Annotated in this window: 16 protein-coding genes; 4 read left to right on the top strand and 12 right to left on the bottom strand. The window is 30.9% G+C overall.

All coding sequences use genetic code 4. The annotated features are described in order from the left end of the window. From ACWXVT_RS00570 to ACWXVT_RS00525, 10 genes are all read right to left on the bottom strand, one after another. Positions 1-2,184: an ATP-dependent helicase gene (locus ACWXVT_RS00570; RefSeq protein WP_455967659.1), complete on the bottom strand. Its 2,184-nt coding sequence runs from the start codon at positions 2,182-2,184 to the stop codon at positions 1-3. Between the two features lie 16 nt (positions 2,185-2,200). Further along, entirely contained in the window at positions 2,201-2,875 is a 675-nt protein-coding gene (locus ACWXVT_RS00565; protein ID WP_455967658.1) for an RDD family protein, read from the bottom strand. After that, positions 2,875-3,870 carry a glycosyltransferase family A protein gene (locus ACWXVT_RS00560; RefSeq protein WP_455967657.1) on the bottom strand — a complete coding sequence of 332 codons (996 nt, stop codon included), beginning with the start codon at positions 3,868-3,870 and terminating at the stop codon, positions 2,875-2,877. Before ACWXVT_RS00560 ends, ACWXVT_RS00565 begins: the two co-directional genes overlap by 1 nt. Before the next feature lie 5 nt (positions 3,871-3,875). After that, positions 3,876-5,219, bottom strand: a complete 1,344-nt coding sequence (gene asnS / locus ACWXVT_RS00555; protein ID WP_455967656.1) for an asparagine--tRNA ligase — start codon at positions 5,217-5,219, stop codon at positions 3,876-3,878. Between the two features lie 114 nt (positions 5,220-5,333). Next, on the bottom strand, positions 5,334-6,254 hold the full coding sequence (locus tag ACWXVT_RS00550) for an aromatic motif membrane protein (protein ID WP_455967655.1): 921 nt from the start codon (positions 6,252-6,254) through the stop codon (positions 5,334-5,336). Next, complete coding sequence (locus tag ACWXVT_RS00545; protein WP_455967654.1) at positions 6,241-6,960, bottom strand: ABC transporter ATP-binding protein; 720 nt, start codon at positions 6,958-6,960, stop codon at positions 6,241-6,243. The genes ACWXVT_RS00550 and ACWXVT_RS00545 overlap by 14 nt, the downstream gene beginning before the upstream one ends. Further along, positions 6,960-8,762, bottom strand: coding sequence for a hypothetical protein (locus ACWXVT_RS00540; protein ID WP_455967653.1), 1,803 nt, complete (start codon positions 8,760-8,762; stop codon positions 6,960-6,962). Before ACWXVT_RS00540 ends, ACWXVT_RS00545 begins: the two co-directional genes overlap by 1 nt. Beyond that, positions 8,755-9,789, bottom strand: a complete 1,035-nt coding sequence (locus ACWXVT_RS00535; RefSeq protein ID WP_438341504.1) for an aromatic motif membrane protein — start codon at positions 9,787-9,789, stop codon at positions 8,755-8,757. Before ACWXVT_RS00535 ends, ACWXVT_RS00540 begins: the two co-directional genes overlap by 8 nt. Further along, positions 9,782-10,648 carry a hypothetical protein gene (locus ACWXVT_RS00530; RefSeq protein ID WP_438341505.1) on the bottom strand — a complete coding sequence of 289 codons (867 nt, stop codon included), beginning with the start codon at positions 10,646-10,648 and terminating at the stop codon, positions 9,782-9,784. The genes ACWXVT_RS00535 and ACWXVT_RS00530 overlap by 8 nt, the downstream gene beginning before the upstream one ends. Positions 10,649-10,829: 181 nt before the next feature. Continuing rightward, positions 10,830-11,957 (bottom strand): MnuA family membrane nuclease, encoded by a 1,128-nt coding sequence (locus tag ACWXVT_RS00525; RefSeq protein ID WP_455967652.1) that lies wholly within the window; start codon positions 11,955-11,957, stop codon positions 10,830-10,832. Between the two features lie 195 nt (positions 11,958-12,152). Between ACWXVT_RS00525 and rplK the strand changes: the two genes are divergently transcribed. Beyond that, the gene (rplK, locus tag ACWXVT_RS00520; protein WP_455967651.1) at positions 12,153-12,590 is read left to right on the top strand and encodes a 50S ribosomal protein L11; all 438 of its coding nucleotides are present in this window, start codon (positions 12,153-12,155) and stop codon (positions 12,588-12,590) included. Beyond that, positions 12,590-13,279, top strand: coding sequence for a 50S ribosomal protein L1 (rplA, locus tag ACWXVT_RS00515; protein WP_455967650.1), 690 nt, complete (start codon positions 12,590-12,592; stop codon positions 13,277-13,279). The genes rplK and rplA overlap by 1 nt, the downstream gene beginning before the upstream one ends. Positions 13,280-13,401: 122 nt before the next feature. On the opposite strand, the gene ACWXVT_RS00510 is transcribed toward rplA, so the two are convergent. Together ACWXVT_RS00510 and serS are read right to left on the bottom strand one after the other, a co-directional pair. Beyond that, a complete protein-coding gene (locus tag ACWXVT_RS00510; protein ID WP_455967649.1) occupies positions 13,402-14,871 on the bottom strand; it encodes a DNA recombination protein RmuC in 1,470 nt (489 codons plus the stop codon). Continuing rightward, positions 14,871-16,136 (bottom strand): serine--tRNA ligase, encoded by a 1,266-nt coding sequence (gene serS / locus ACWXVT_RS00505; protein WP_455967648.1) that lies wholly within the window; start codon positions 16,134-16,136, stop codon positions 14,871-14,873. The genes ACWXVT_RS00510 and serS overlap by 1 nt, the downstream gene beginning before the upstream one ends. 264 nt (positions 16,137-16,400) lie before the next feature. On the opposite strand from serS, the gene ACWXVT_RS00500 reads away from it, so the two are divergent. Beyond that, complete coding sequence (locus tag ACWXVT_RS00500; RefSeq protein WP_438341511.1) at positions 16,401-16,658, top strand: hypothetical protein; 258 nt, start codon at positions 16,401-16,403, stop codon at positions 16,656-16,658. A 32-nt stretch (positions 16,659-16,690) separates the two neighbouring features. After that, positions 16,691-25,153 (top strand): hypothetical protein, encoded by an 8,463-nt coding sequence (locus ACWXVT_RS00495; protein WP_455967647.1) that lies wholly within the window; start codon positions 16,691-16,693, stop codon positions 25,151-25,153. Positions 25,154-25,168 lie beyond the last annotated feature (15 nt).

The raw sequence follows: 25,168 nt of genomic DNA, 5'->3' as shown, positions 1-25,168 counted from the left end.
TTAATCTTCTTTTTTGCGGATAGATGGGTGAGTTTTGTTTAGTGTTTTAATTCCGTCACCTTGGAATTTAACATGTATTACATCACCTTGCACTTGAAGAACTTTTCCTTCTCCAAATTTAGAGTGAATGATTGAGTCACCTTCAATAAGATTATTTGTATCTTCGGTTTCACTTTTCGCAAACATTGAGGCAATATGAATACCTCTTTTTCCACCTTTTACACCCGCTTCACTAATAAAACGACTTTCTTGTCCATTTCTTGCTGCTGAAAAGCTTAAGAACAATTTCTTTTTAGCTCGTGTAAAAGCAACATAAGCCAGACGTCTTTCTTCTTCTAGTGCTTCAATCTGTTCTGAAGATAGTTTATTAAACAATAAACCTTTTTTCTTTGTGGAGTCATTGTTTTTAACATTAAGAGCACGCGCATTAGGAAAGACTCCTTCAGCTAAACCAGCAACAAAAACGTAGTCAAATTCTAATCCTTTAGCATTGTGTACTGTCATTAAAGCAACAGAACTTAAAGGATCTCCACCAGGCTTTTCATTACCTAAAATAACAACTTCTTGTAAGTAGTCGGTTAATTCTTTGTTTTTGTTTTGTTCTTCTCATGCGTCAATAGCATTAATTAAAGCATTGAAGTTTTCTTCTTTTGCTTCCAGTGTTTCAGGTTGTACCTTTAACGATTCAAAGTATTTTAATTCGTCGTACATTAATTTTCTAAGAATTAGTGTAGGTTTTTGTTTGTGTTTAAAAATTTGAGTTCTTGCTCATCTAACTTTATTAACAACATCAGCAAGACCTTTCATTGTTTTCATATTAATTTTCAGTGTTTCGTAAATTTCTTTAATATGTTCTTCAATAGCCGTAAACATTAAAACATCTTTTTGCAGTGAAAAATCATAAAGTTTACGTACTGTTTCCTTACCAACCGCTCTAGCAGGCTTGTTAATAACTCTTTGTAAAGATAAATCATCAGGAGCATAAATTAGTTGAAGGTAGGCTAGGGCATCTTTAACCTCTTCACGTTCATAGAATCTTTGTGTACCAACAACATAGTGATTAGTGTTGTCATTGATTAAAGAACCTTCAATTGCACGTGAGTAAGAATTTGCACGATAAATGATAGCAATATTCTTAAGTTGCACACGGTTTTTCTTTAGTTCATTGATTTTCATTGATATTCAACGCGCTTCATCTTCATCACTGAAACCACAATTGAATTCAATGCCTTCACCTTCTTCATTGTCGGTGTAAAGTTTTTTCTTAATTCTTAATGAGTTGTATGAAATTAAGTTATTAGCAGCATTAAGAATTTTTTTAGTTGAACGATAATTTTTTTCTAACAATATAGTTGTAACGTTTGGAAAATCCTTTTCGAAGTTAATAATGATATTAATATCAGCATTTCTTCAAGAATAAATAGTTTGGTCAGGATCTCCAACTATTGTAATGTCACCTTTTTTAGCTAAAACTTTTACAATACCATACTGAACGTGACTTGTATCCTGGAACTCATCAACTAAGACATAATCAAATTTAGATTCTCATTTGTGACGAGTAGCTTCATATTTAGGATTATGGAATAGATCATGTACATAGACTAGCAAATCATCAAAATCTAAAGCTTTACTTCTCTTTAGATATTCAACGTATTCTTTATAAATTGTTGGTCTTAAATCATTTTTATCTTCTGCATTTTCAAGACTATGTTTTGGTTTTCTTAGTGAGACTTTTTCTTTAGAAATATAAGAAAGCACAGAATCATAAGTGTAATCTTCATTAGTTATATCGAGTTTGTCATAGACTAATTTTAAAATTTGCCTTTGCTCAGGGTCATCAATTATCTTAAAATCATTCGGTATACCCATTACATGGATATCACTTCTTAAAATTTTGGCACATAAACTATGGAAAGTAGAAACGTGTGGATGTTCTTCACTCGAGCCGATAATCCGCACAACTCTATCCAGCATTTCATCTGCTGCCTTTTTAGTAAAAGTAACGGCCAAAATTTTTGACGGAACAATTTCTTTTTCTTTAATTAAGTAGGCTACTTTGGTAGTTAAAACTTTAGTTTTACCACTACCTGCCCCAGCAATTAATCTCAGTGGTCCTTGGGTGTGTTTTACTGCTTCTAGCTGCTTTTCATTAAGCATAGTCAAATCGAGATGTTCTGTACTCATTCAAAACCTCCTAGTCTTAAAATTGAATGTCTATGTCAGGTAAGGGTCTGCTTTTTGGCTTTACAGACTTTTGATCTCAACTACTAATTCTTTCAGTAGTGTATTTGTTTTTGTAAACTGTGTATGTTTGCGATAGTGAGTCATTTCATCCTATTTTGTTAGGTTTAGCAACCGAAAGGATGAACATAACTTCAATCAATAATGCTAATGATGTTAGTGATAAAGGAAAGGTGACGAAGGCTCTAGTTATTGGTGGTAGTTCAGTTAAATGTTTTCTTTGGAATGCTACTTGTTCAAAACTTTCTGGACTTATTAAAATCATTCAAGCCAACATTATGATTATTCAAAAAATTGCTCCGAATGATTGTCTTGACAGTAAAGCAAGAAAAAGATTTTGTTTTTTCTTTTTTGGAATGATTTTGACTCTGAAAATTCACATTATCACTGTTTGACCTTTAGTTAGGAATGGAATTAATATTCATCAGCTAAAAATAAAGATTATTATTAAACTTAGTCAAACGTAATACAAGTAATTTTGTCTAAAACTAACATTGTTTTTGTCTGGACTTATCATTGCGAAAGTTATTGCGAATAAGAAGATTAAGAAAACAAATAGATCTGAGAATGTTATGGTGAATCTAATTCAAAAACCAACTTTTTTATTGGTTGTTACTATTTCATTTTGTGCCATTAGTAAATTTTGTGAAAAATATCAGATCAGTATTTTTCGTCAACAAGTTTAGGATCGATTAAAGCAGATCATTTGTATCAAGCAAAGTAACGATTTTGTGTTAAGTCAGGATTTGAACCATAAATAGCAGCCAACTCTTTTGCTAGCACATCTTTAATGTTTTGTGTTTTCAATGTTTTTCCTAGAACGATGAACATTTTTCATTGTTTTATGAAACCAATGTATCCTGCTAAAAAAAGTTGATAGTGAATAATGTATAGCAAGTTCAAAGCATCTTTTAAATCATCACTTGCTTCTTTTGTTTGGTTCAAAATTTGTTTTCATTCAAGATTGATTGATTTAACATTCAAGTTAGCAAGTTGGTAGTTTCAATCTCTAACTTCAATGCTTGATGTGTAAAAATATGTTGCTGCTTTTAAAAAAGCGTTAACTGTAATATCGATTGAGTATTGTTTGTTTGTAGATTTTAATGTTTTATTGTTTTCATAGATACTTAATGCAAGTTTGTTAGAAAAAACTTTATTGAAGACAACAGGAGAAGTAACTATCAATGGTTCTCAATTCTCCTTTAAATTAATAGTTTTTTCTTCAAATGGTTTTGTGGGCGCATCATGGCGTACTAGACCTCGATAAACCGCTTTGAATTCAATGATGTCTGCTTGTTGTGATTTCTTAATTGCCTTTGTTACTCTTGTAACGAAGTCTTCATCCAATTCAGTGTTTGAAAACAAAATGTAAGAATAAGGTTTATCACTTTGTTTTAAAGCTTCATAAATGACTGAATTTAAAGGTTGATGCTTTGAGTTAATAACTAACTTTATTTTGTTTGCATCAAAGTTTTTTAGAGCTTCATTAATCGCTACCAAGTGTTCATCTGTTGGTTTATCAATAACGATTGAAACTGAAAAGTTCTGCGAATTTTGTTTATAAACTTGTTTCAAGATTTCATGAACTGAATTGTCTGGGTTGTAAATAGGAATAATTATTTCTAACATAAAACCTACATCTTCAAGTTTCCAGTTGTTCTTGGGTAAGGGATAACATCACGAATATTAGACATTCCAGTTACATACATTACTAATCTTTCGAAACCAATTCCAAAACCTGCAGATTGAGCATCACCGAATCTACGCAAATCTAAATATCATTGCAATGGTTCAATATTCATATTTAGTTCATTCATTCTATTTAACAATTTGTTGTAATTTGTTTCCCTTTGTGATCCACCAACTAATTCACCAATTCCTGGAACTAGCAAGTCAAAAGCAGCCACTGTTTCGTTGTCTGGGTTTTGATACATGTAAAATGCTTTGATTTGTTTTGGGTAGTTTATAACTGCCACAGGCCCACCAATAATTTCTGAAGAAAGAAATTTTTCATGCTCTGAAGCTAAGTCAGTACCGAAAGCAAAGTTTTGCTCTTCAAATTTTTCTTTGTTTTGTTCAAGAATTTTTAAAGCTTCACGATATTCAAGTTTTGTTAATTTAGTATTAATGAATTTATTCAATGTGTCAAGAAGATCAGCTTTAACATTTTTAGTTAAGAATTCAAACTCAGCAGGATGTTTTGCAATTGTTTTTTTGATAACTGTTTTTAATAAATCGTCAGCAAGATCAATGATTTTATTTAAATCATAGAAAGCACATTCAGGTTCAATCATTCAGAATTCAGCGGCATGACGTGATGTGTGCGACATTTCAGCTCTAAATGTAGGAGCGAACGTATAAACATTCTTATACCCTAGGGCATAAGATTCAGCATGCAATTGTCCAGTTACTCCCAGTGTTGCTTTTTGCTTGAAAAACATGTCTTCATTCTCGTCGTCAACAACAAAAAGTTCCCCAGCACCTTCTCCATCATTCGAAGTGATAATGGGACTATTTACATAAACGAAGTCATGATTTCTAAAGTAATCGTGTACTTCTTGAGCTAGTGTTGAACGGATTAACATAACAGTTTTAAGTAGATTTGTTCTGTGTCTTAAGTGTGGAACTTCTCTTAAAAAATCTAATGTTGTTTCTTTCTTTTGAATTGGATAGTCTTCATCAACGTTAGCAAGCAATTTAAAAGAATCAGCTTTAAGTTCGACAGGTTGTTTTGCTTGTGGTGTTAGAACTAATGTTCCACTTACCTCAATAGCAGCCCCACTTCTTGTTGATTCAACTTCATCTAGATTAACATTTTGTTCGTTTAGTACAACTTGTAAGTTTTGCACTGTGCTTCCATCATTAATTTCGATAAATCTTATTTTTTTATTTCCTCTATTTGTTGCCACCCATGCTTTAACTGCAAAGTGTTTACCATCATGTTGTTGGAGTGAATCATATAATTTTTTTATTGTCATCTTTTATCCTTTAACCATTAAATAAATATATTAATATTTATAATTTTACCAAAATATAGTTACAAAAGCCTCTTGTAGTGAGTGTGGAATGAAAAAAAACACGGAAAATCCGTGTTATTGTCCTACTGGTAAGTCGGTTACATTTTTATTTGGTCCGACACTATCATTTCATTTTGAAATATGATAATTCAATCAAAAACCATTTTGTTTTACAAATTGCTCTCATTGGCCAAATAATTTTGGAGCAACGTCGCCTAAAGTGTTGGTGTGGTATATAAACTGGTGATAGAAATGTTGAAACTGAGTATACAAGATTTGTTTATCTTCACTAAAACGATAAATAAAGAATGGAACTTCGACTGAAGGTTGTCCATTTTTTTCGGTCAGTCAAAGTCTTATAAAGAAGTTTTGATTAATTTTTGCTGCAAAAACTCCGCTGGCATCAGAATCAACATTTTCAATTGGAACAATACTTTCCACTTCAGGTCATTTTGAACGATAAGTCAGACTCACATATTTAGAAGGATTTTGTATGATGTCTTTTTGTGCGCTTGAATATTCCACTGAAGGCTTAAAGTTATATAACTTAGGAATTTGCTCAAATTGACTATCAACACCTGAGAATGCAAAATCGAAATGATTTAAATGTGTTAAGTATCAGTATCATTTGTCACTTAAAAGTTGAGAAATTTCAGTTTCCAAATTACTCATTTTCAAGTTATTTGCTTCAGTGTTTTCACTGAAAAGAGACTGATATTCAGTAATTTTTTTATTTAAATCACTAATTCATTCCTGACTAACTTTTTGACTTTCTTTAAAAGTGTTGATTTCAGCATCACCCTTATTAGCAAATACGAAATTTTTCAAGAAACTATCAATGTTAACGTTACTATTTTCATCAACTTTTTTGATTGGTGCAGGAATAGGATTTTCATCAACAAACTTGATTGAACAAGACACACTAGCAAACGAAATGGTAGTTAAAGACAATAAAGAAAGCAAAGAAAGTATAAAGAATTTTTTATTTCTTAGCATAATAGCTTTCCACTTGACTGAAATAGAATTTTTCCAAATCGTCTAAAGGATTAAAATTGCCTGAGTAAACAATATTTCCCTTGTCAATAATGGTTACATAATTAGTGAAACGATTAACTTCATGAAGTTCATGTGTAGAAATAAAGATTGAACGATTCTGGGCAACGAAACCATTAAGAATATTAAATAACTCACGACGAGATTCTGGATCCAAGTTAGCGGCAGGTTCATCCATTATCATCAATTGCGGTTGACTAATCAAACATTGAGCAAGCAGTGCTTTTCTTTTTTCGCCACTCGAAAAATTGATTGGTTTTTTGTTTGCAAATGACTTAATGTTTAGTTTTTCAATAATTTCTTCAGTACGTTTTTTTGCTTCATTTTTACTCAAACCACTCAATAAACCAAAAGAATAAATGTATTTTGTTAAATTCAATTCCTTAGGGAAGTTTGGGTTTTCCGGCATGTAAGCAATTTTAGCTTTTGCTTCGGCTTGTGTATTTTTCAGTCCGCCAATAAGAATTTGTCCTTCATAGTTAGCATAAGCGCCAACAATTGATTTAATAGTTGTTGTTTTTCCAGAACCGTTTGAACCAATAAAAACGTGAAATTTACCAGGCAAAATATCAAAGTTCAATTCTTTAATAGCGAAATTTTGCTTGTCATAACTTTTTGAAAGTGATTTAACTTCAATAATTTTTTCCATTATCTAAAATCCTTTCTACGTTGCGCTCAAATAGTAATTAATGTTAAGAAAACAATTAATATCACTCACACAGGAATTACTGCGGACGCAGGAACTATATTTGCTTTTCTTTGAATTAAATATACATTATTTATGTGTGAAAAAAGATTCATATTTGAGTCTTTTGTTAGTTGGTAACGAGCAACTTTTTGATTGGTTTTATCACTATCATTTTCTGGTTGTAAGACAGTCAGGATAGGCATAAATGAGCTATATCCTCCAACAAAATAATTTCTTGTCTCGTATTCATTCATATAAACTTTGAATTTATATTGCTGTGGTTTTGTTTCGTTATCCTGAGTGTTGTAATTTAAAACGACTGATTTGTATAAAGAACTTTGGTTGAAGTTATAAAACAGATTATAGTATGCTACCACATATAGATAAATTTGTTTTTCATGATTTAAAACAGAAGAATCGAATCATTTTGCAATTTGGTTTAATTCTAAATATTTATTCATCAATTGATAAATTTTGTCATTAAATTCATCAACGGTTAATTGCTTATTGAAATCATTTTTGAAATCGTTTTTGAATTCGTTTTGATAAATAGAACTATGTAAGAGAGAAGAAATAATGTTTCATTTAAGCTTTCCAACAAAGTTTTCGATATTTGAAAATCCAAAACTATCTTGTGCTAATTTTTCATTAGTATCAGCTTTTTCTCAAGCGTAAATAATTTCATTAGTAGGTCATTTTTGTTGAGCGTAGTCAATGTCGTCATTGATTAGTGGTGCTGTAGGAACTAGTGACACAATGTTTTTTTGCTCTTGACTCATTTGTTGACTATTAATTAGTTGATAACTATATTTCAAATCATTGTTGTTTGAATAGTTAATGATGTTATCTAAAAATTTGGACTTATTGTTTTGTAATGTATTAATTAAATCCGTTCCATTTTGTGTCATCATCGTCGACATTTGGTAAGGAATATTTAATCAGGCAAGACTTTGAGCGATTGCAGCATTATCTTTCACTTGATTGAATAAAGTATTCAATTTTTGTTCTGGAGATGTTGAATAAGTTGACTCATTAGAAGGTTTTATACCTCCTTTAATGTCTCTTGGTTGTCTATCAACAATGTAAAAACTGTCATCGTTTTTGTTAGTTGCAAAAGAATATACATTTAAATCGTTGTAATTATTATTTAATTGCTTAGCCATTGATTTAATAGCAGGCTCAGCAAAGTAAGAACTGAATGTTCCTAGTAAAAATAACGGTACAAAAACAGTAGAAGCCAATGTTGAAGCCAGTCTTCTTGAAGAACGTGTACAAATCAGTGCTGTTATTAAACCAAAGAAGCAAAATCCGAAAAGACTTGTGACAAATGAACCACCCACTAAGTATTTATAGTAAGTAGTGTATTGACTTGCAACAGGACTTAATCCTATAACAAATGCAAGTAACACTAACAAGGCGTTTAATAAACTAAAGGCAAAGAAAATTAAAATTTTTACATTTACCATACTATGTCTACTTACTGGTTTCGAAGTGACAATTAATTCCATTCCGTCTGTTTCAATACTTTTAAAAATATTAATAGCTAAAAGATTAGAAAACACAACTGTGTTGACTAAAGATAAAACAATCGGTGCGATCATAAACATTTGCAATTGATACAAATTGTTGGCTGCAAGACACATAAAACTTAGTCCAAGAGTTAATGCAAAACCCAAAATCGGCATCAACAATGTCGATTTCTTATTTATCAAGTAGTAAAGTAAGAACTTTAAAAAGTTTGTTTTTAAATTGATATTAGTCATTTTTGTCTCCTTGAACTATAAAATCTGCAAATATTCATGAAACATATGATCCAAATTTATCTTCTACTTTTGCTAACTCAAAATCTGGATTTCATCCTGAATCAGGAATGTCTAAGCTAATAAAATCATTTTTTGCTACCAAGTCTCTTGAAATATCAATAATGTATGGTAAAACTTCAGAAGCTGAGTAGTCTTTTACCTCTTTGTTGAATGTTCTTTGAAAACTTCTGAAAGCATTATCGGGAGCAAAAGTTACAGTTTTCAGTCTTGAAGGTGTGTTATTTGTTCATTTTTGCTCTTTAACAATATTTAACTTTAAAAAAGTGTCATTAGGATATTTGAATAAAAACAGTTGCGTCGAAAACTGATAATTATCACCTTCTTTAGGAGTAGGTTGGTCACTCCATAGTCCACTTTTAAGCGGAAACTTTTCACTAGCATAATCAATTATCTGGTTTGAATTCATTTGTCAAGTGATGGGAAGCGAATTGCGATAAGTTGCTCTGAAATTAGTGCTGTCTGATGTTTTAGCAAACTGATAACCAACAGCAGTAAAGCAATTTACACGATAAAGAAGATACAGTCAGTTTTGTCTTTTGAACTCATCTCATTGATCACTGTATTTTGTAAATATCAAAGGATTGTATCGATTAGGTCGTCAAAAATCAATTTTTCTAATTGAAACTATTGCTGCATTTGTTTGCAAACGAGCAAAAGAATAATTAGCATAAATTTTTTCCATTTCTTTATCAAGTTTCTTGATATTTTTTTCTAACAATTGTGAATCAATATATTCTTGCTTTTGCTTGTCTAATTCTTCCTGACTTTGTTCATCCCAAAAATCTTTTTTATAAACTTCATCTAAGACGCTTTGGACAGCATTTTGATTCAAAAAAGCTTTAACATCAAGATTAAGATTATTTTTAATAACTGGATTTTCTTGTTCAGTTGTAACACAAGACACAAGACTTAGCGGCGTTAAAATACTCAGTGAAACAGGTAAAAATAGTTTTCATTTTTTAAACATTGTTTAACCTCTTAATGTCATAAGGAACTATATCGATGTCTTTGATTGAATCGTTTTTTGTTAAATTTACAACAACATCAAAAGCATCATCCATTGAAATTTCTGCATCTTTATCATCTTTTTTAAATTTGTATATTCTTGGTTCCAACATAATTGCTCCAGTATTGCGATAGACATACATTGCTTGATACGTATCGTCACTGAATTTAAGCATGATTCAATAACTATTTTTATCTTTGTTGTATTGGTATTTCAAATCTACCAATTTGTTAGAAACACCAGTAATTTGAAGGGCTTCATTAGGATAAACCACAGCAAAATCTTGCGGATTGTTGTATGCAAAACTTGGAGCTTGATGTAAGTCACCAACAAAAGTGAAATCACTTCTTCATTTGAGCGCTAAATATCAGTTTTCTCGTAAAAGTTGATAGAAAAATTCTTGACTTGTTTTAATGTCAGGAATTCTCACCAATGTGGAGCTAATGTTTTGATAAGAAATATCTTCTCCTTTTATATAGTAAAAAGTTTGTCCGTTAAAATAAAGCATCGCTTCACGCACATTTTTAATATAAAAGTTGTCCACTTCTAGTTCTTGCATTCTTGCAAGAAAAGAAGCTTTTTGCAAGTTGGCTTCATCTTGAGTTTTGTCATTTTCAATTGGATCATAAACTAATGAAAGAAGTTCATCCATCTTTGCATTTTTGAACTCTTCCTGATTGTTATTTTCTTCATTTTTTGTGTCATTATGAGTACTTTTTTCACTTTTGAGCTGATTACAACTCAAAGGAATTAAAGGTGTAATTGAAACAACCGAAACAAACGATGAAAAAGCCAAGATTTTTTTAATTTTCGCTGACATTTTTCTCCTTTGATATATGGCAATTATATATAAAAATCTCAATAATTACAAAAAAAATTAACTCAAAGGTAATAATTTTTTGTGCTTTTATAAAAAAAGAAAACAAAAATTATGTCTTTTTGTTTCCATTTCTTTTGCTTAAAATAAAACCAAGCTATGCTTGGCTATTGTTTTTAAGGGATTAGTTAAACTTGATATCTACTAAGATAGGAGCATGGTCACTAACATCACGGATTAATTCTAGATCAGTTGGATTTGGTTTATCGTTTTTATATCTTTTATAATTCTGAACACTTTCCTGTCTATTTCATAAACTATGCCCGCTTGCATCTTCTTTAAAAGCACTAATAATATCTATTTTGTATGGGTAGTTTTGTCCATAATAAACATTTTTTGTTCCGGTGTCAATAATCGCTCATTTGTCATAAGGCTCAGAATAAGCTTTAACTTTGTTTGAAAGAGATGTTTTGTAATATTCAAGATTAGTTTCAAAATCAACATAACCTAGAGCATATTTTTCACTTTCAATTGCCGAATTGTTTTTTGCCTTAATGTTTGTGTCACCACCGAAAATAATGTCGCAGTTGTATTGTGTCTTGAGTTCAACCAGAATTTGTGCTAAGGCCTTAGCTTCTTTTATTTCTTGGTTACCTTGTCCAGAATATTCATTTGATTTTGTCTCGCCGTTTTTCGTATTAACATCAGGAGCATCAAAATGACCAAAAATTGAAACAAACTTGTAATCTGATTTTGTTACAGATTCAAATTGCACATAGTAAAGTGGTCTTGCATAAATTTCTTTACCTTTAAATCCTGAATTAAGAACCTTAACTTTATCTTTACGATATAAAACAGCAATCTGTTCTCTAGAATTTTCGAATTCTTTGCGATATGAAGCTACATTGAGTGGACTGATAACATATTGTCAAGTTTCTTCTTGATTGTTTTGGTTAAGAAGTTTCACCAAGTTTTTAACACTTGTTTCCTGTCCTCAGTTAATCTCTTCCAATCCAACAACGTCAGCCTGCGAACTCAAAATAGTAGTTGCTATGTTGATCATTTTGTTTGAGTTATAGGCAGTGTTAGAACCACCGAAATTTAGAACATTTCAGCTCATAAGACGCAAGTCAGAAGTTTTTTCTAAGCTCACTGATGTATTTAAAACTACTTTTTCTTTTTGATTTGCAAAGTAGTATCCCACTCCCCCACCACCAGCTGCTAGCACGATTAAAGCTGTTAGTAGTGAAACTAAAGTTTTTGGTTTTTTTGATTTAGTATTTCTAGATTTAGAATTTTGTTTTTTAGCCATTATTTACTCCAAGTTTAGTAATAAAACAATTTTAATGAAAAAGCTTTATTTTTGAGTGTTTTTTGATTAGAAAATATTGTCCTATTTTAAAGTATTTTTTGTGATAAAATATTAATGCAATTTTTAATTGCCTCTAGCAAGTGGGAGATTTCTATGTAAATCATTTGCACCACATATTTCGAAAGGAAACATACAATGGCTAAGGAATTAGTTAGAATTGCTAAATTGCAATTCAATGCTGGTCAAGCTAAACCAGGTCCTGCTTTAGCTGGATTAGGAATTGTTATGCCTGAATTTACAAAACAATTCAACGACGCTACAAGAGACCGTGGAAGTGAGCCAGTTCCAGTTAAAATTTGAGTTTACAAAGACAAATCATTTGACTTTAAAACATATACATCACCTGCATCATACAAATTAAAAGAAGCTGCAAAAATCAAATCTGGTTCTTCAAATTCAAGAACTACAAAAGTTGCAACTATTTCAGTTGACCAACTAAAGGCTATCGCAGAATACAAACTTCCTGACCTAAATACAGATTGCCTAAAATCAGCAATGAGAACAATTGTTGGTACTGCTAAAAACATGGGTATTGTTGTTGAAGGATACGATGAAAGTGAAGGATGCAACTAATGAAAAAAGTTTCTAAGAATCTAGCTAAAGCACGTGCATTAGTAGATAAAAATGCTGTTTATTCACTAGAAGAAGCTATTGAATTAGCTAAAAAATCTTCATATGCAAAATTTGATGCTTCAATCGATTTAGCAATCAAATTAAACATTGATACTCGTAAAGCAGATCAACAACTACGTGGAGCAGTTGTGTTACCACATGGAACAGGAAAAGTTGTAAGAGTTTTAGTTGCTACAGATGATGCAACAGCTCAACAACAAGCTAAAGAAGTGGGAGCAGATTTTGTTTATTCAGGAGCAGAATTAGCTGAAGTTTTAAATCAAGACAAATATGACTTTGACATCATTGTTGCCGACCCTAAAATGATGGTTGTTTTAGGAAAATACGGAAAAAAACTTGGACCTAAAGGTCTAATGCCTAACCCTAAAACAGGAACAGTTACTGTAACACCAGGAAAAGCTGTTGAAGAAATCAAAAAAGGGAAAGCAAACTACCGTGCTGAAAAAGGTGGAATTATTCACTCACTTATCGGTAAAAAATCAATGTCTACAGAACACCTTGTAGAAAATGCTCAAACTTTAATCCAAACAATCAAAAGATTAAAACCAGCTGCAGTTAAAGGGACATACATGCTAAACCTAACAGTTTCAGCAACAATGGGACCAGCAGTTAAAATTAAAATTGATTAATATATGCTAGCGAGAATATCAGTCTGCGGACTGGTATTTTTTTTATAACTTGTAACTAACAGCAACAAAAAAAACAAAAAAAACAAGACCTTCGCCTTGTTTAAAAATCAAAATTTAACAACTTATTCTTCGTCTGTGCCGACTTCATCAATTCCAGAGGGAGATACTAATACGTGTGAGCTGTTTGGTATCTCAACACCCGGTAAAAACTTTTCAAATTTACCAACATTTTCGATGTTTTTAAATACAGTAGAACTTTTACCCACTGCTTTTGTAAGTGTGTCTACTGATCTTTGACCCCATTTTTTTGCGTCTTCGATGTCAGTTAGAAGTGCTGTAACACTCTTTTTCAAAGTTTTAGCTTGCTTTACAAGTTCTAACGAGTTGTATGAGTAAGCAGCAACTTCGTTAATTGTTTTAATTGTATTAATGATAGCAACTAAAGTTGTTGGTCCACAAACCACAATATTATTTTCTCTTGCTAAACTTACTAAAATGTTATTTGTGGTAAATCAAGCATATAAACCTTCAGAAGGTAAGAACATAATAGCAAAATCTATAGATGTTTCAATTTGATCAACATATCTTTTAATGTCTTTAATATTGTTTTTGATTGCACTTGTTAAATTTTTACTTGCAGTTTCAACCTTGCTTTTATTCCCTTCTTCCAAAGCACTTGTTAAATCTTTTCATTTTTGTAGCGGGAACTTAGCATCTAAAAACAAGTTTCTTGATTCACCGTTCACATCAAAAACTTTGATTGAAAAATCAGGCTTGTAAGTTTTTTCTTCATTTGTTTCTGAATCACTAACAACAAATTGTTTTTGTATTTCTACTAAAGAATCAGTTTTTCCAAATGACTCTTCAATTAAATCTTGAGCAAATTTTTCACCAAATGCCCCAAACGATTTTACATTGCTAAATATTTTTTCTACATTTTTAACAGAATCTTGCACTGTTTCAAATTTGGTTAAGTTTTTAGAAAGCTCGCTCATTGTGTTTGTTACATTTGCAAAATGTTCTTTCAATTTAGCAGTCATTTCGTTTTCAAAACGTTTTTTGAAAGCATCTTCAATTTCAGTAAGTTTTGTGTCGATTTTTACGTCTAAACCTTCAAATTTAATGTTTAATGCTTCACTGAAGTCCAATACAAACTTATTTGTGATATTTGTATTGTTGTTAACACCTTCTTTTAAAATCTTATCTAATGCATCATGATTTGCTTGTGCTTTTGTTTCTCACGACTCAACAGCGCTTGAAAACTTTTTGTCGTAATTATTAATAAAGTTTTCAATTTTTGGATTTAATTCTTCTTTGAAATTCTTTATTTCTTTTTCAATGTTTTCTACATTGTTTTTAAAGTCAGCTTTAAGAGTGACAAGATCGTTTTCAAGTAATTTGAAATCACTTCTAAATTCTTGTAACAATTTATTTGTTTCATCATTTAATTTATTCGTTTTTTCAATTATTTCCCTTGTTTCCTTATTTGAATCTTTTCATTTTTTTAATTTTATAAACGCATATATTGCTGCCCCAATTGCCATCAATAAAATAATGATGACAAAAGTTAAAATCAATAATTCTACAGCCATTATTTAATTACCTCTTTTTTCATGTATGGTACCAATACTTTAGGAACTGTTATGCTTCCATCTTCATTTTGGTAGTTTTCTAATATTGCAGCAACTACTCTGTCGATTGCTAATCCACTTCCATTAATTGTGTTGGCATATTGAATTTTGCCTTCCAGGTCACGATATCTCATCATTGCTCTACGAGCTTGAAAATCAAAGAAAACAGATATTGATGATGTTTCGCGATATCTTTGTTCACTAGGAATTCAAAGTTCTAAGTCAGTAGTTTTAGCACTACTGAACCCAATGTCTCCTGTACATAAACTTAATTCACGATAAGGAATTTCTAAAAGCTCCAAAATTCTTTTTGCATCTTCAACTGTTTCAAAAAAGTCTTGCATTACATTTTCATTGTTCGAAAGTTTTACCAGTTCAACCTTGTGAAATTCATGTTGGCGAATTAAACCACGAGTATCTTTTCCGCCACTCCCCGCTTCAGAACGAAAACACTTAGTGTATGCTACAAATTTTTTGGTTTTGCTTAAATCTAAAATTTCACTATTGTAATAGTTTGTAACTGGAACTTCTGCTGTTGGAATAAGTCATAAATCCTCATTTTCCAATTTGTATAGGTCTTCTTTGAATTTAGGTAATTGTCCGGTTCCAAAAAGCATTTTTGAGTTAACCAAGTGTGCTGGCATAATTTCTTCATACCCATTCGCAATGTGTGTGTCAAGCATGAACGATGCTAGTGCACGAACTAATTTTGCCCCATCTTTTTTGTATGTGACAAATCTTGATTCTGCCAGTTTGACTGCTCTTTCAAAATCAACAATATCTAAATCTTTAGCAATTTCGTAGTGAGGTTTTACACCTTTAACCAAACCTCTTCCTAAGCTCGCATGTTCATTGATAACTACGTTGTCATTTTCATCAGCCCCAACAGGAACACTTTCGTGTGGGACATTAGGAATTTGACTTGCTAAGTTTAGTACATCTTGGTTCAATTTTTCTAGTTCAACGTTGTGTTTTTCAATTTCTTCTTTAATTTCATTTACTTTTTGAATCAACTCAGAAGCATCTTGTTTATTTCTTTTTTTGATACCTATTTCTTCACTCAAATTATTGCGTTGAGACTGAAGATTTTCAACAACATGTGTTGCTGCATTTCTTTGTTTTGTCAAAGTTATCAAATTATCAACAACTTCAACATTGAAACCTCTCTTTTTCAGTCCCTCTTTTGCTATATTTTCATTATTTAATAATCATTTTAAATCTAACATTTTTTACCGCCTTAAATAATTATTTAAATTATACAACAGCACAAAAAAATGACAACTGCTAGTTTTTTCAATAATTTTTTGACATTTTCGCAAACAAAAAAAGCAATTTTTCAGTCTTTCTTTGAGTAAAAATGTTTTTTTTTTTTTTTTTTATCTAAGTCCTCTAACAAATTTTATAAATTTGTAGTATACTTTTAAAAATATTTTTATTTTCAAAATGTTTTAACAATAGATTTTCAAACATTTATTTTCCAAGGAGTAAATATGAACTCAACAGATAACATGCAAGCTGTCGAACAAAAACCAGCTAAAGCAAAAAAAGAAAAAAAAGCGATGACCAAAGGACAAAAAATTTGACTAGCAATCGCTATCATACTAACACTACTTTTACTTTTAATTTTGTGCGTAGAAATAGCATATCTAGCAGATTTTATTCGTTTCAATAACACAGATGCAAATGGTTTACTTTTAACTAAGGCACAAAGAGTTAATGGAATTTTTGGATTCTTCAAAAATAACTAGAAATCATAAATACTAAAACACAAAGGAGATTTATGGCTAAAAGAAATAACAAAAAATTAAATGCTTCAATTTTTCTTGGAACAACTCTAGCAGCGGCTGCAGGACTTGCAACTGCCTTAGCTCTTGTTCATGAGTTAGATTCAAAAAATGAAAACTTCGTAAAAGATAAAAATATTTATCAAGCATTACAACAACAAGTAGTTGACACAAAAAAACAATTAGCAGATAACAAAAATCTAGATGCAAATAATGTTGACAACATTAATGATCTTGTAAAAAGAGCTGAAGAATTAATTAAGCAAAAGAATTCTGATATAAACACAATGTATCAGTTGAAAAATGAATTAGTTGATAAAGTTGCAAAAGCTCAATTTGAGTCAGTGGTAAAAGACACTAATGCCACAACAGACCAAGTTGATGCTGCTCTAAATAACCTAAGTAACTTAATCAAAGATAAAGAGCTAAAAGTACTTGTTAAACCACTTTACGAAAAAGTTAAGGCTGATAGTGACTCATTTGATTTCACTAAATTTTATTCAAACTTTGATGGAATGGTGAATAGTAGTAACAAGTCAACTTGAGATCTTGAAAAAGAATTTTATCACCTAATTGAAAACAACATTTATGACAATTCATTCTTAAAAAATTCAACTGACAAAGCAAATGTTTTTTCAGCTATCGACACAATTAGAACAAACTTAAATGCCGAAAACTTAACTAAAGATTATTTACAAACCTTAAATAGCATTTTTGCTAATGTTTTAAATACAGCAGCAACTAACATTGATGAATCAATGCAGTCTTTAAGCGCAACAAATCTAGAAAGTATCAACACAAAATTAAACTCTCTAATTGACGAAATTAATGCTTCACAACTACAAAAAGATTCAAAAGATAAATTTATCAAAGAAGTTTCCGATTTCAAAGAAGCAATCCTAAATTCTTACGCTTTAGTTCCAGCAAATAATTTAAGTGCTCAAAGCGATGTTAGTGATTTTATTAATACGGAATTTTCAAAAATTAGTGCCAACTTCTTAACAGATGAAGAACTCAAAAAATCAGCTCAAACTTTACAAAACAGCTATCAAGAAAACAAAGATAACTACGGAATTTTTAGCTCACAAGTTGAAAAATTAATTACTTCAGTTGACACAAGTTCTGTGAATGTGGAAACATATATCAAGATGCTAGACGATAGTTTCTTGATTTCAACTGCTAACCGTTACAGCCAAAAATTAAAACAATTACTTACAAATGCAAAAGACAATCACTCAATTAGTAGTGATGATTTTGATAAATACATTAACAATGAATTACTAACTCAAAATGTTGAAAATCTAGGTGAATTCGTTAAAAAACTATCAGATTTATACAATTCATTAGCCACATCAATTTCTTATAATGAACAATTAATTAATCAATTAGAAGTACTTGAAAAACAAGTAAAAGTTTCTTATCAAAATTTAAAATATACAAAATTGGATTCAGAAAATCAAACTAGAATTCAAAACCTTAAAGATAAATTATCTAAATATCTTGCACAAAGCCACACAATTAGTGAAAATGAAAAGGCATTAGCTGAACTAACTGAAGAAGAAAGACAAATTAACAAAGAAGAACTTAAAGGCTGAGTCACAACCTTGAGTAAATTAAAAGATTCAATTGCTGATGAAACCGAAAAACAAAATGTTCAAAACTGACTTGATAAATGACAACTAAATGATGTCTTTTTAGTTGCTACCCTGTACGATGGTTCAACTCGTCAAGAATTACAACAAGATATTGCTTGAGCTCAGGACGTTTATATTTACCAAAGAGTAAAAATTAAAAAAGACGATGTTCAAAGTTATGCTGATGTAACAAAAGAAAAAGTTGTGGATGTTTTTGGTGAAAAATGAAGCAAAGGAAAAGAAATCTTACTTACTCAAATTAGCACTTTAAGAAACGATGCTGATCGTGTAGACTCAGATAAAACTTTAAGTGTTGAGCAAAAAGAGGAACAATTACAAAAAATCTACCAAGAAATTAAAGCTATCAATGATAATGCTGAGAATTTCCACAAACTTGACACTATTTACCCAGTAGCACAAAACACAATTTCAAATCTACCTGAAAGTTTAAAGATTGAACTAGGTGAAGAAATTAAAAACATTGAAAAATTGCTAAGCAGAGCAAAAGAATATTTTGACAATCCACAAAATTCAGATCCTGTTGATACATACGAAAGATTGCAAAGAGCAATCGAAGATTTCAATGAAAAGAAAAAACAATTTGATGTTAATAGTATTTACAAACCTACTCTACAAGCAATTAAAGATGCTTTTGAGCCAACTCGTTACTCAAGTGAACCAACTGCAATCGAAAAAACTTTCTTAGATAAATTGGAAGCTTTAAAAACAGCTTATTTAGCAACTGAAGATACTGATGAACGTGAAGAAATCAAAAACCAAATGTTGACAATGCAAAAATCTGCTCCACAAGCAGCAAATTTAGAACTTGCTTTGCAAGCTTTGCAATCAACATACAATAACTCAGCTTCTTCTGTAAATAAAAATGGTGAAAACTATCCAGAGTTAAAACAAGCGTACAACAAAGCACAAGAGCTGTTGCAAACATACAGTAATGGTGCTGATTTCAATAAAGACAATATTAATGAAGCTAGCGAATACAACCAAATTCAAGCTCAAATTGATGAAGCAAATAAAAACTTACAAATTCAAGTTGCTTTGGCAGAATTGAAAAATGAAGCAGCAAATCTTGCAAAAAGTTTGTATACTGGAGACAACAAAAACTTAGAACCTTATGCTTCAGTAAATAATTCAATCCAAGCTCTTTTAGATCAGAAAGAACAACTTTTAGCAAATCCTGATGCTACTGTGGAACAAATTCAAGAGATGACTGAAAAACTAGCAAGACAACAAAAACTTGCTAATAAACTTAACGATGCTTTAAGTCGTTTAGACGCAATCGATAAAGAAACTAATCCAGTTGCTTGACAAAAATTTGCTGACACCATCAATGAATCACTTGTTAATGATGGTGTCAATGCGTTACAAATCCAAGAAAAAATTAATAATCTAAATGAAGAGCTTTCAAAATCAAATAGTTACATAGAAGCTGAAAACGCAATTAACCAACTAAAAAGTGTTTACAATGATGCAGAGAAAAATAAGGCTATCTATTCAGCTCCTGCTAATGAACTTGAACAAAAAATTAACAAGTTGAGTGAAAGCTTAAACAATGAACCAATTACAATTTCTGAATTAAAGAACTTAAAAGTTGAAGCAGTTAAAGAATTAAGAAAACGCAATAGCGAAAAAGATCAAATCACTAGCGATTTTGCTAAAGCTAAAAGTGATATTGAAGCTAAATATAACGATTTAGTAAACGACGCCAAGGCAAAAGACGTTGTCAATGGTTCAGAAGTAGTAGTGCCTAAATTAAATGCTTTATATGAGCAATATCAACAACTAAAAGATGCTGATAGTACCACCCAACAACAACTAGATGATATTTATAATCAAATGAATTATCAATATCAAAATGATTTATTTGATTTCCAAAAACAATTAGCTCAACAAAAACTTGATGAACTAAGCCAAAGCCCTTACTCAGAAAGTCCTTTAGCACAAGAAACAAAACAAAAATTACAAGAATATTTAAATTCTATTGATAACCATGTACAAAGTCTTCAAGTAGGAGATGAAAAAGAAATCGCTAATGAAACTGAAAGATTAAAAAACTTAGTTTCTTTAGTTGATACGCAAAAGAAAGTCTTCGACAGAATCAAGGACCTAAAAGATAATCCACCTACCGATGTAACTATTACTCCTGATTATCTAGAACAATCGATTCGTGATAACACTCCTTCAGCTGTTGACAATACAACAACTGAGCAACTAAAAACTGAAAAACAAAATCTTGAAAACGCTTTAATTGACTCATTGTCATTAGAACAAGCTAAAAGACAAGAAGCACAAAAGATCAATACTGCTAAAAAAGATTTCGATAACTCAATTAACTTAAGTGAAACCGATCAGGACTACAAGGATGCTATTGATGCCTTATTTGATCAACTTTCACAAGAAAATACAGATGCTAATACAACTGCAGATGTAAAAGTTGTTGACACAAAATTAAATGATCTTGTTGGGTGTTTAGAAAAAACCCGTTCACTAGCTAAAGTAGTTAAAAAGGCTAGTGATTTAATCACCAACACAGGAACTGAAAATCTAAGTCAAGCCGAACAAGAAGCGGTTCAAAAGCTACAACAAAAAATAGCAGAAGTTAAGACAAAATATGGTTCAGATAGTGCAACAGAAGCAGATGTTTTTGAACTTTCAGAACAAATTAATGAACTATTAGATAAATTACGTAGTTCAACCAACTTGCGTCAAAAATATGCTTCAGTTAAAGAAAAATTAGCGACAATTACTTACCCACAAGGAAGTAATAATTTTGGTACACCAGATGCCAAAAAACAAGAAGTTCAAAACTACATTGACCAATTGTTTAAACAGTCAGAAGCATCTGACACAACAAATGAAGAAGTAACAAGAATAACCCTTGAAATGAACAAATTGAGCAATTTATTTGACAAGCAAATCGAAAAAATTGCAGTGCAATCAAGTATTAAAGACGAAATCTTGTACCAAACAAACAAATTTGATATTGATGCAACCAACATGGCTGATGCCATTTTAAGAAGTGTTCCTAAATATGCGCTATCAGGACAAAAATTACAGGAATCAAATATTAATGACTTGGCAAGTGATTTAGATGATATGTTTGTTTCTTTAAATGAGATTTATCAAACAAGAAAAGAAGTTGCAAACGTTATCATCAACACACCAAACGAAAACTTGATTGATAAAACCAAAGCAGCATTGAAACAGGAATCATCAGAAGATGTTGAAGCAAAATATCAAGACTTGCAAACTGCTATGGTAAATTACTTCACCAGTCAATTAGAACAAACAAAATCAATCAACTTTGTAAATCCTGCTGTTGTCCCACAACAAAACAACTTTGACAATGTTATTAATAAATTGTTAGATGTTAAAAAATCTTCTAACAATGCTTTTAGTGTACTAAGTTTATACAAAGATATTGCTGACAGCATTGCTAAAGCACAAGAAGAAATAACAAGTGTAGAGTCGAATGATGATATTAAAAACAATCCAAAAATTGTTGAACAATTGAAAGTACTAAAAGGAGATGCTAGTGTAAATCCTGCTGTAAAAGGTCTAATCGAAAAAGGTAAAGAAACATATGCTAAAGATTTTGTCGATCTAAACCTAAGAACAAGAAACACTGAAATTTTAAATGCTATTGCAAAATTAAAACTTATCGCAGCGTATGCAACTGCATTAAATCAGCTAAATACCAATAATTCATTATCAGAAGAAGAAAAGACACCAATTAGAGACATTCTAGAGAACATTTTTACATTGTTAGCTAACGATAGCACTTTAGAAAATAAAGAAGGTTACAACTCTCTAAGACAAAAATACATTGAGAGTTCAGGACCTTATTCATATACAACAGCAATCAATGCTACAACCCAACTAAAAAGTATTATTGCTGATGCTCAAAATTGATACAACCAAAAAGATGTAAATGCACAAACTCCAGCAATTCAAGGTTTATTTACAGAATTAGGAACTGCTATTGAAAAAGCAAAAGCAAACACAACCAAAACAATTGCTACTGCTAAGAGTGAAAACACTCAAAATATGACAACTGATCAAGCAATTACTTTATTAAATTCAAACAAAGAAGAAAGCATTAATAAAATAAGTGATCCATTTGATGGATTAATTGCTAAATTAAAGAAAACAAAAGAATCAGAAGCACGTAATTTGTATGATGAATCAAAATCATTATTCAGCTTTATGACACTTCAGGGAATAGAAACACTTGATAGCATTTCAAATGATCCATTCAGTTCAATGAATAATGTTCAAATTCAAGACACTGACAAATTTAATGCTATTTCTGAAAACTTTAATGAAGAAACTACAAAATATCAACAAAATCTTTCATGACTGTATGAAAGTTCATGATCTAGAATCTATTGAGAACACAAATGACTAAAACAATTCATTGACAGTATTAATAATGCAGGAACAGCAAATACTGCTCAAGATTGACAAAACTTGCAAAAATCACAAGTTCTGGAATCAATGAATATGACTGAACAAGATTTAGAAAGTTTCAACACATATCTAAACAGCTTTAGCTTTGATTTAGAACAAAAACCGGATGAAACTCACACAGCAAAAGGAACAGACTTATTTACCAATTACCGTTCAAATATTATTAACAACTATGTGCCTGTTCAAAAAGCACTAGAAGCACAAATCAAAAACTTATGATCTAAGTTTGTTATAACCACCCCGCCTTTATTAGCTCAATATAATGACTTTGCTAATGAAATTAAGTCACACTTGTCAGATGATTCAAACTCAACATACTTTACTCAAGTTCTAAAAAATATCGATAGATATTCAGAAATCGAAAATCTTATTACTGCTTTTGCAAATTCAGACACAAGTTCGTCAGAAACTGCATGGGCTAACTATCAAAACTCTCCATTTGCATTTTCGAAATACAAATTTACTTTTGATAAAGCAACTGTCAAAGAAGATCAAAGTGATGCAAGCAATAAAGTAAATGAATCAATGAATGGTTGAATTACAACAGTGGCTAATATTTGAAAAAGACATGAAAAATTCAACGACATGGTTTATGGAACTTCTTCAAACGAAGATGTGTCATTGAAGAATATTTTTGCAAACTATATAGATGCCCGGGTTGATTTACGTGTATTTTTAGAGAACATTGCAGGAAGAGAATTCACTGCTAAGTTTTATAGTTTGGAAGATAATGCTCCAAGTAATGCTCTTTTCCTAGATGCTACAACTTTGTACAAGGGAATTGCATTTTCTTCGCTTAATATTAAAAACTCATTGTTGCAATCATGAAACAAAAATCAAACTAACATTTCAAGTGTTGTCAATAACGTTGAAAAGGCTTATAAAATGACAAACAACTTGTGAAAATGAATGCATGACAAATCGAATTTGGATTTATTCTTTCAAACAATAAGAGAAAATTTTATCAGTAAACAAGTTTCGTTGTATCCTGCCCAATCTAACACTCTTGCTGAAACTGTTATTCAAAAACTAAATGAAATTCCTGTAGCAAGTGATACCTTTACAAAAGATGGAAAAGTGTATCAGTACAAGGAAATCAACGGACATACTGAATTTACAAACTTGTTTGGTTTTTTTCCAGTTTTAAAACTCTTTGATGAGAGTGAATATAGAATTATGGAGTCATATAATCAACAAAATGTGAAAGTTTGAATTTATAAAGAACAAAGTGAGGAAGATTTTGCTAAGGTTATTTTACAATCAGACACTAGTGTAAAGAAAGTAAGTTTTAACATAAGAATTTCATATACACCAGCCGATTATGAGCAAAACTCTATATTTAAAGATGTGCCACCTTTCTGAATTGATATTGAAAATCTAATGGCAACGTTTAAAACACTCGATGTTTCAACATTAACTAAAGAAAACTTTCTAAGTCCTGATGCTATGAGAAATGCATCATTATTCACAATGAACGAAGCAGGATGAAACAAATATACTGCGGTATCTAACTACTTAGCAGCTTACTTGAAATATTCTTATTATGATCTACTAAAGAGAAAAATTAAGTCATTCGCTTCATACTCAAAATTAGGTTCTTCAGAAGGCAGAGATGATGTTAACAATAAGCAAAATGAAAACTTTGAAGTTAAGTTCAAATTCAAAGATGACTTTAGATTAAATATAGAAGGATATAAATACAAACAATATGTGCGTCCAAATGGAGATGCAATAATTTACTGAGCTCCAATGGAAACTAAATTTGAAGTTGAAGGAAGCATATATAAATACTCATATTACATCGATATTATGGTTCCAATGGTAGAAGAAAATCAAACTGTTTCAGAAACAGAAGTACCAAGAGTAGCAATTTACAACTTGCATACATTTGTTGGTGGAAGCATTGACACGTCATCAAATGAAAACTTCAGTTTCAAATTAGGATATTCGAAACAAAGTAGTGGTTTTGGTTCAGAGGGAAATGAATGAAGAGCATTTTGACCTAAGCAAAGTTCTACTCGTTCTCAAAAAACAATTACATTGAGTGATGGGACACAAAAAACAATCAACACTAATATTGATGCAAATTCGTTAACACTAGCGCTAAATGAAGGAAAAGAGAATGGCTTAATTAAATACATTCCAGAAATTTATGCTCGTCGAGCTGCAGAAACAATTACTGGACGTGCCGACCGTCTACGTTCTATTTGAGATAGTAGCTGAGATAAAGGTACCTGATGAGACGGAGCTATTTATTTAAATGGTGATTACTATCCAGGGGATCCGAAATTTGTTGAGGCCGTAGAAACAATAAACATAAAAATGAAATTACACTAATTAGGAAATAAGGAG

The organism is Mycoplasma sp. 1573 (assembly GCF_053851775.1).
This window is presented reverse-complemented; position numbering and strand designations above follow the sequence as displayed.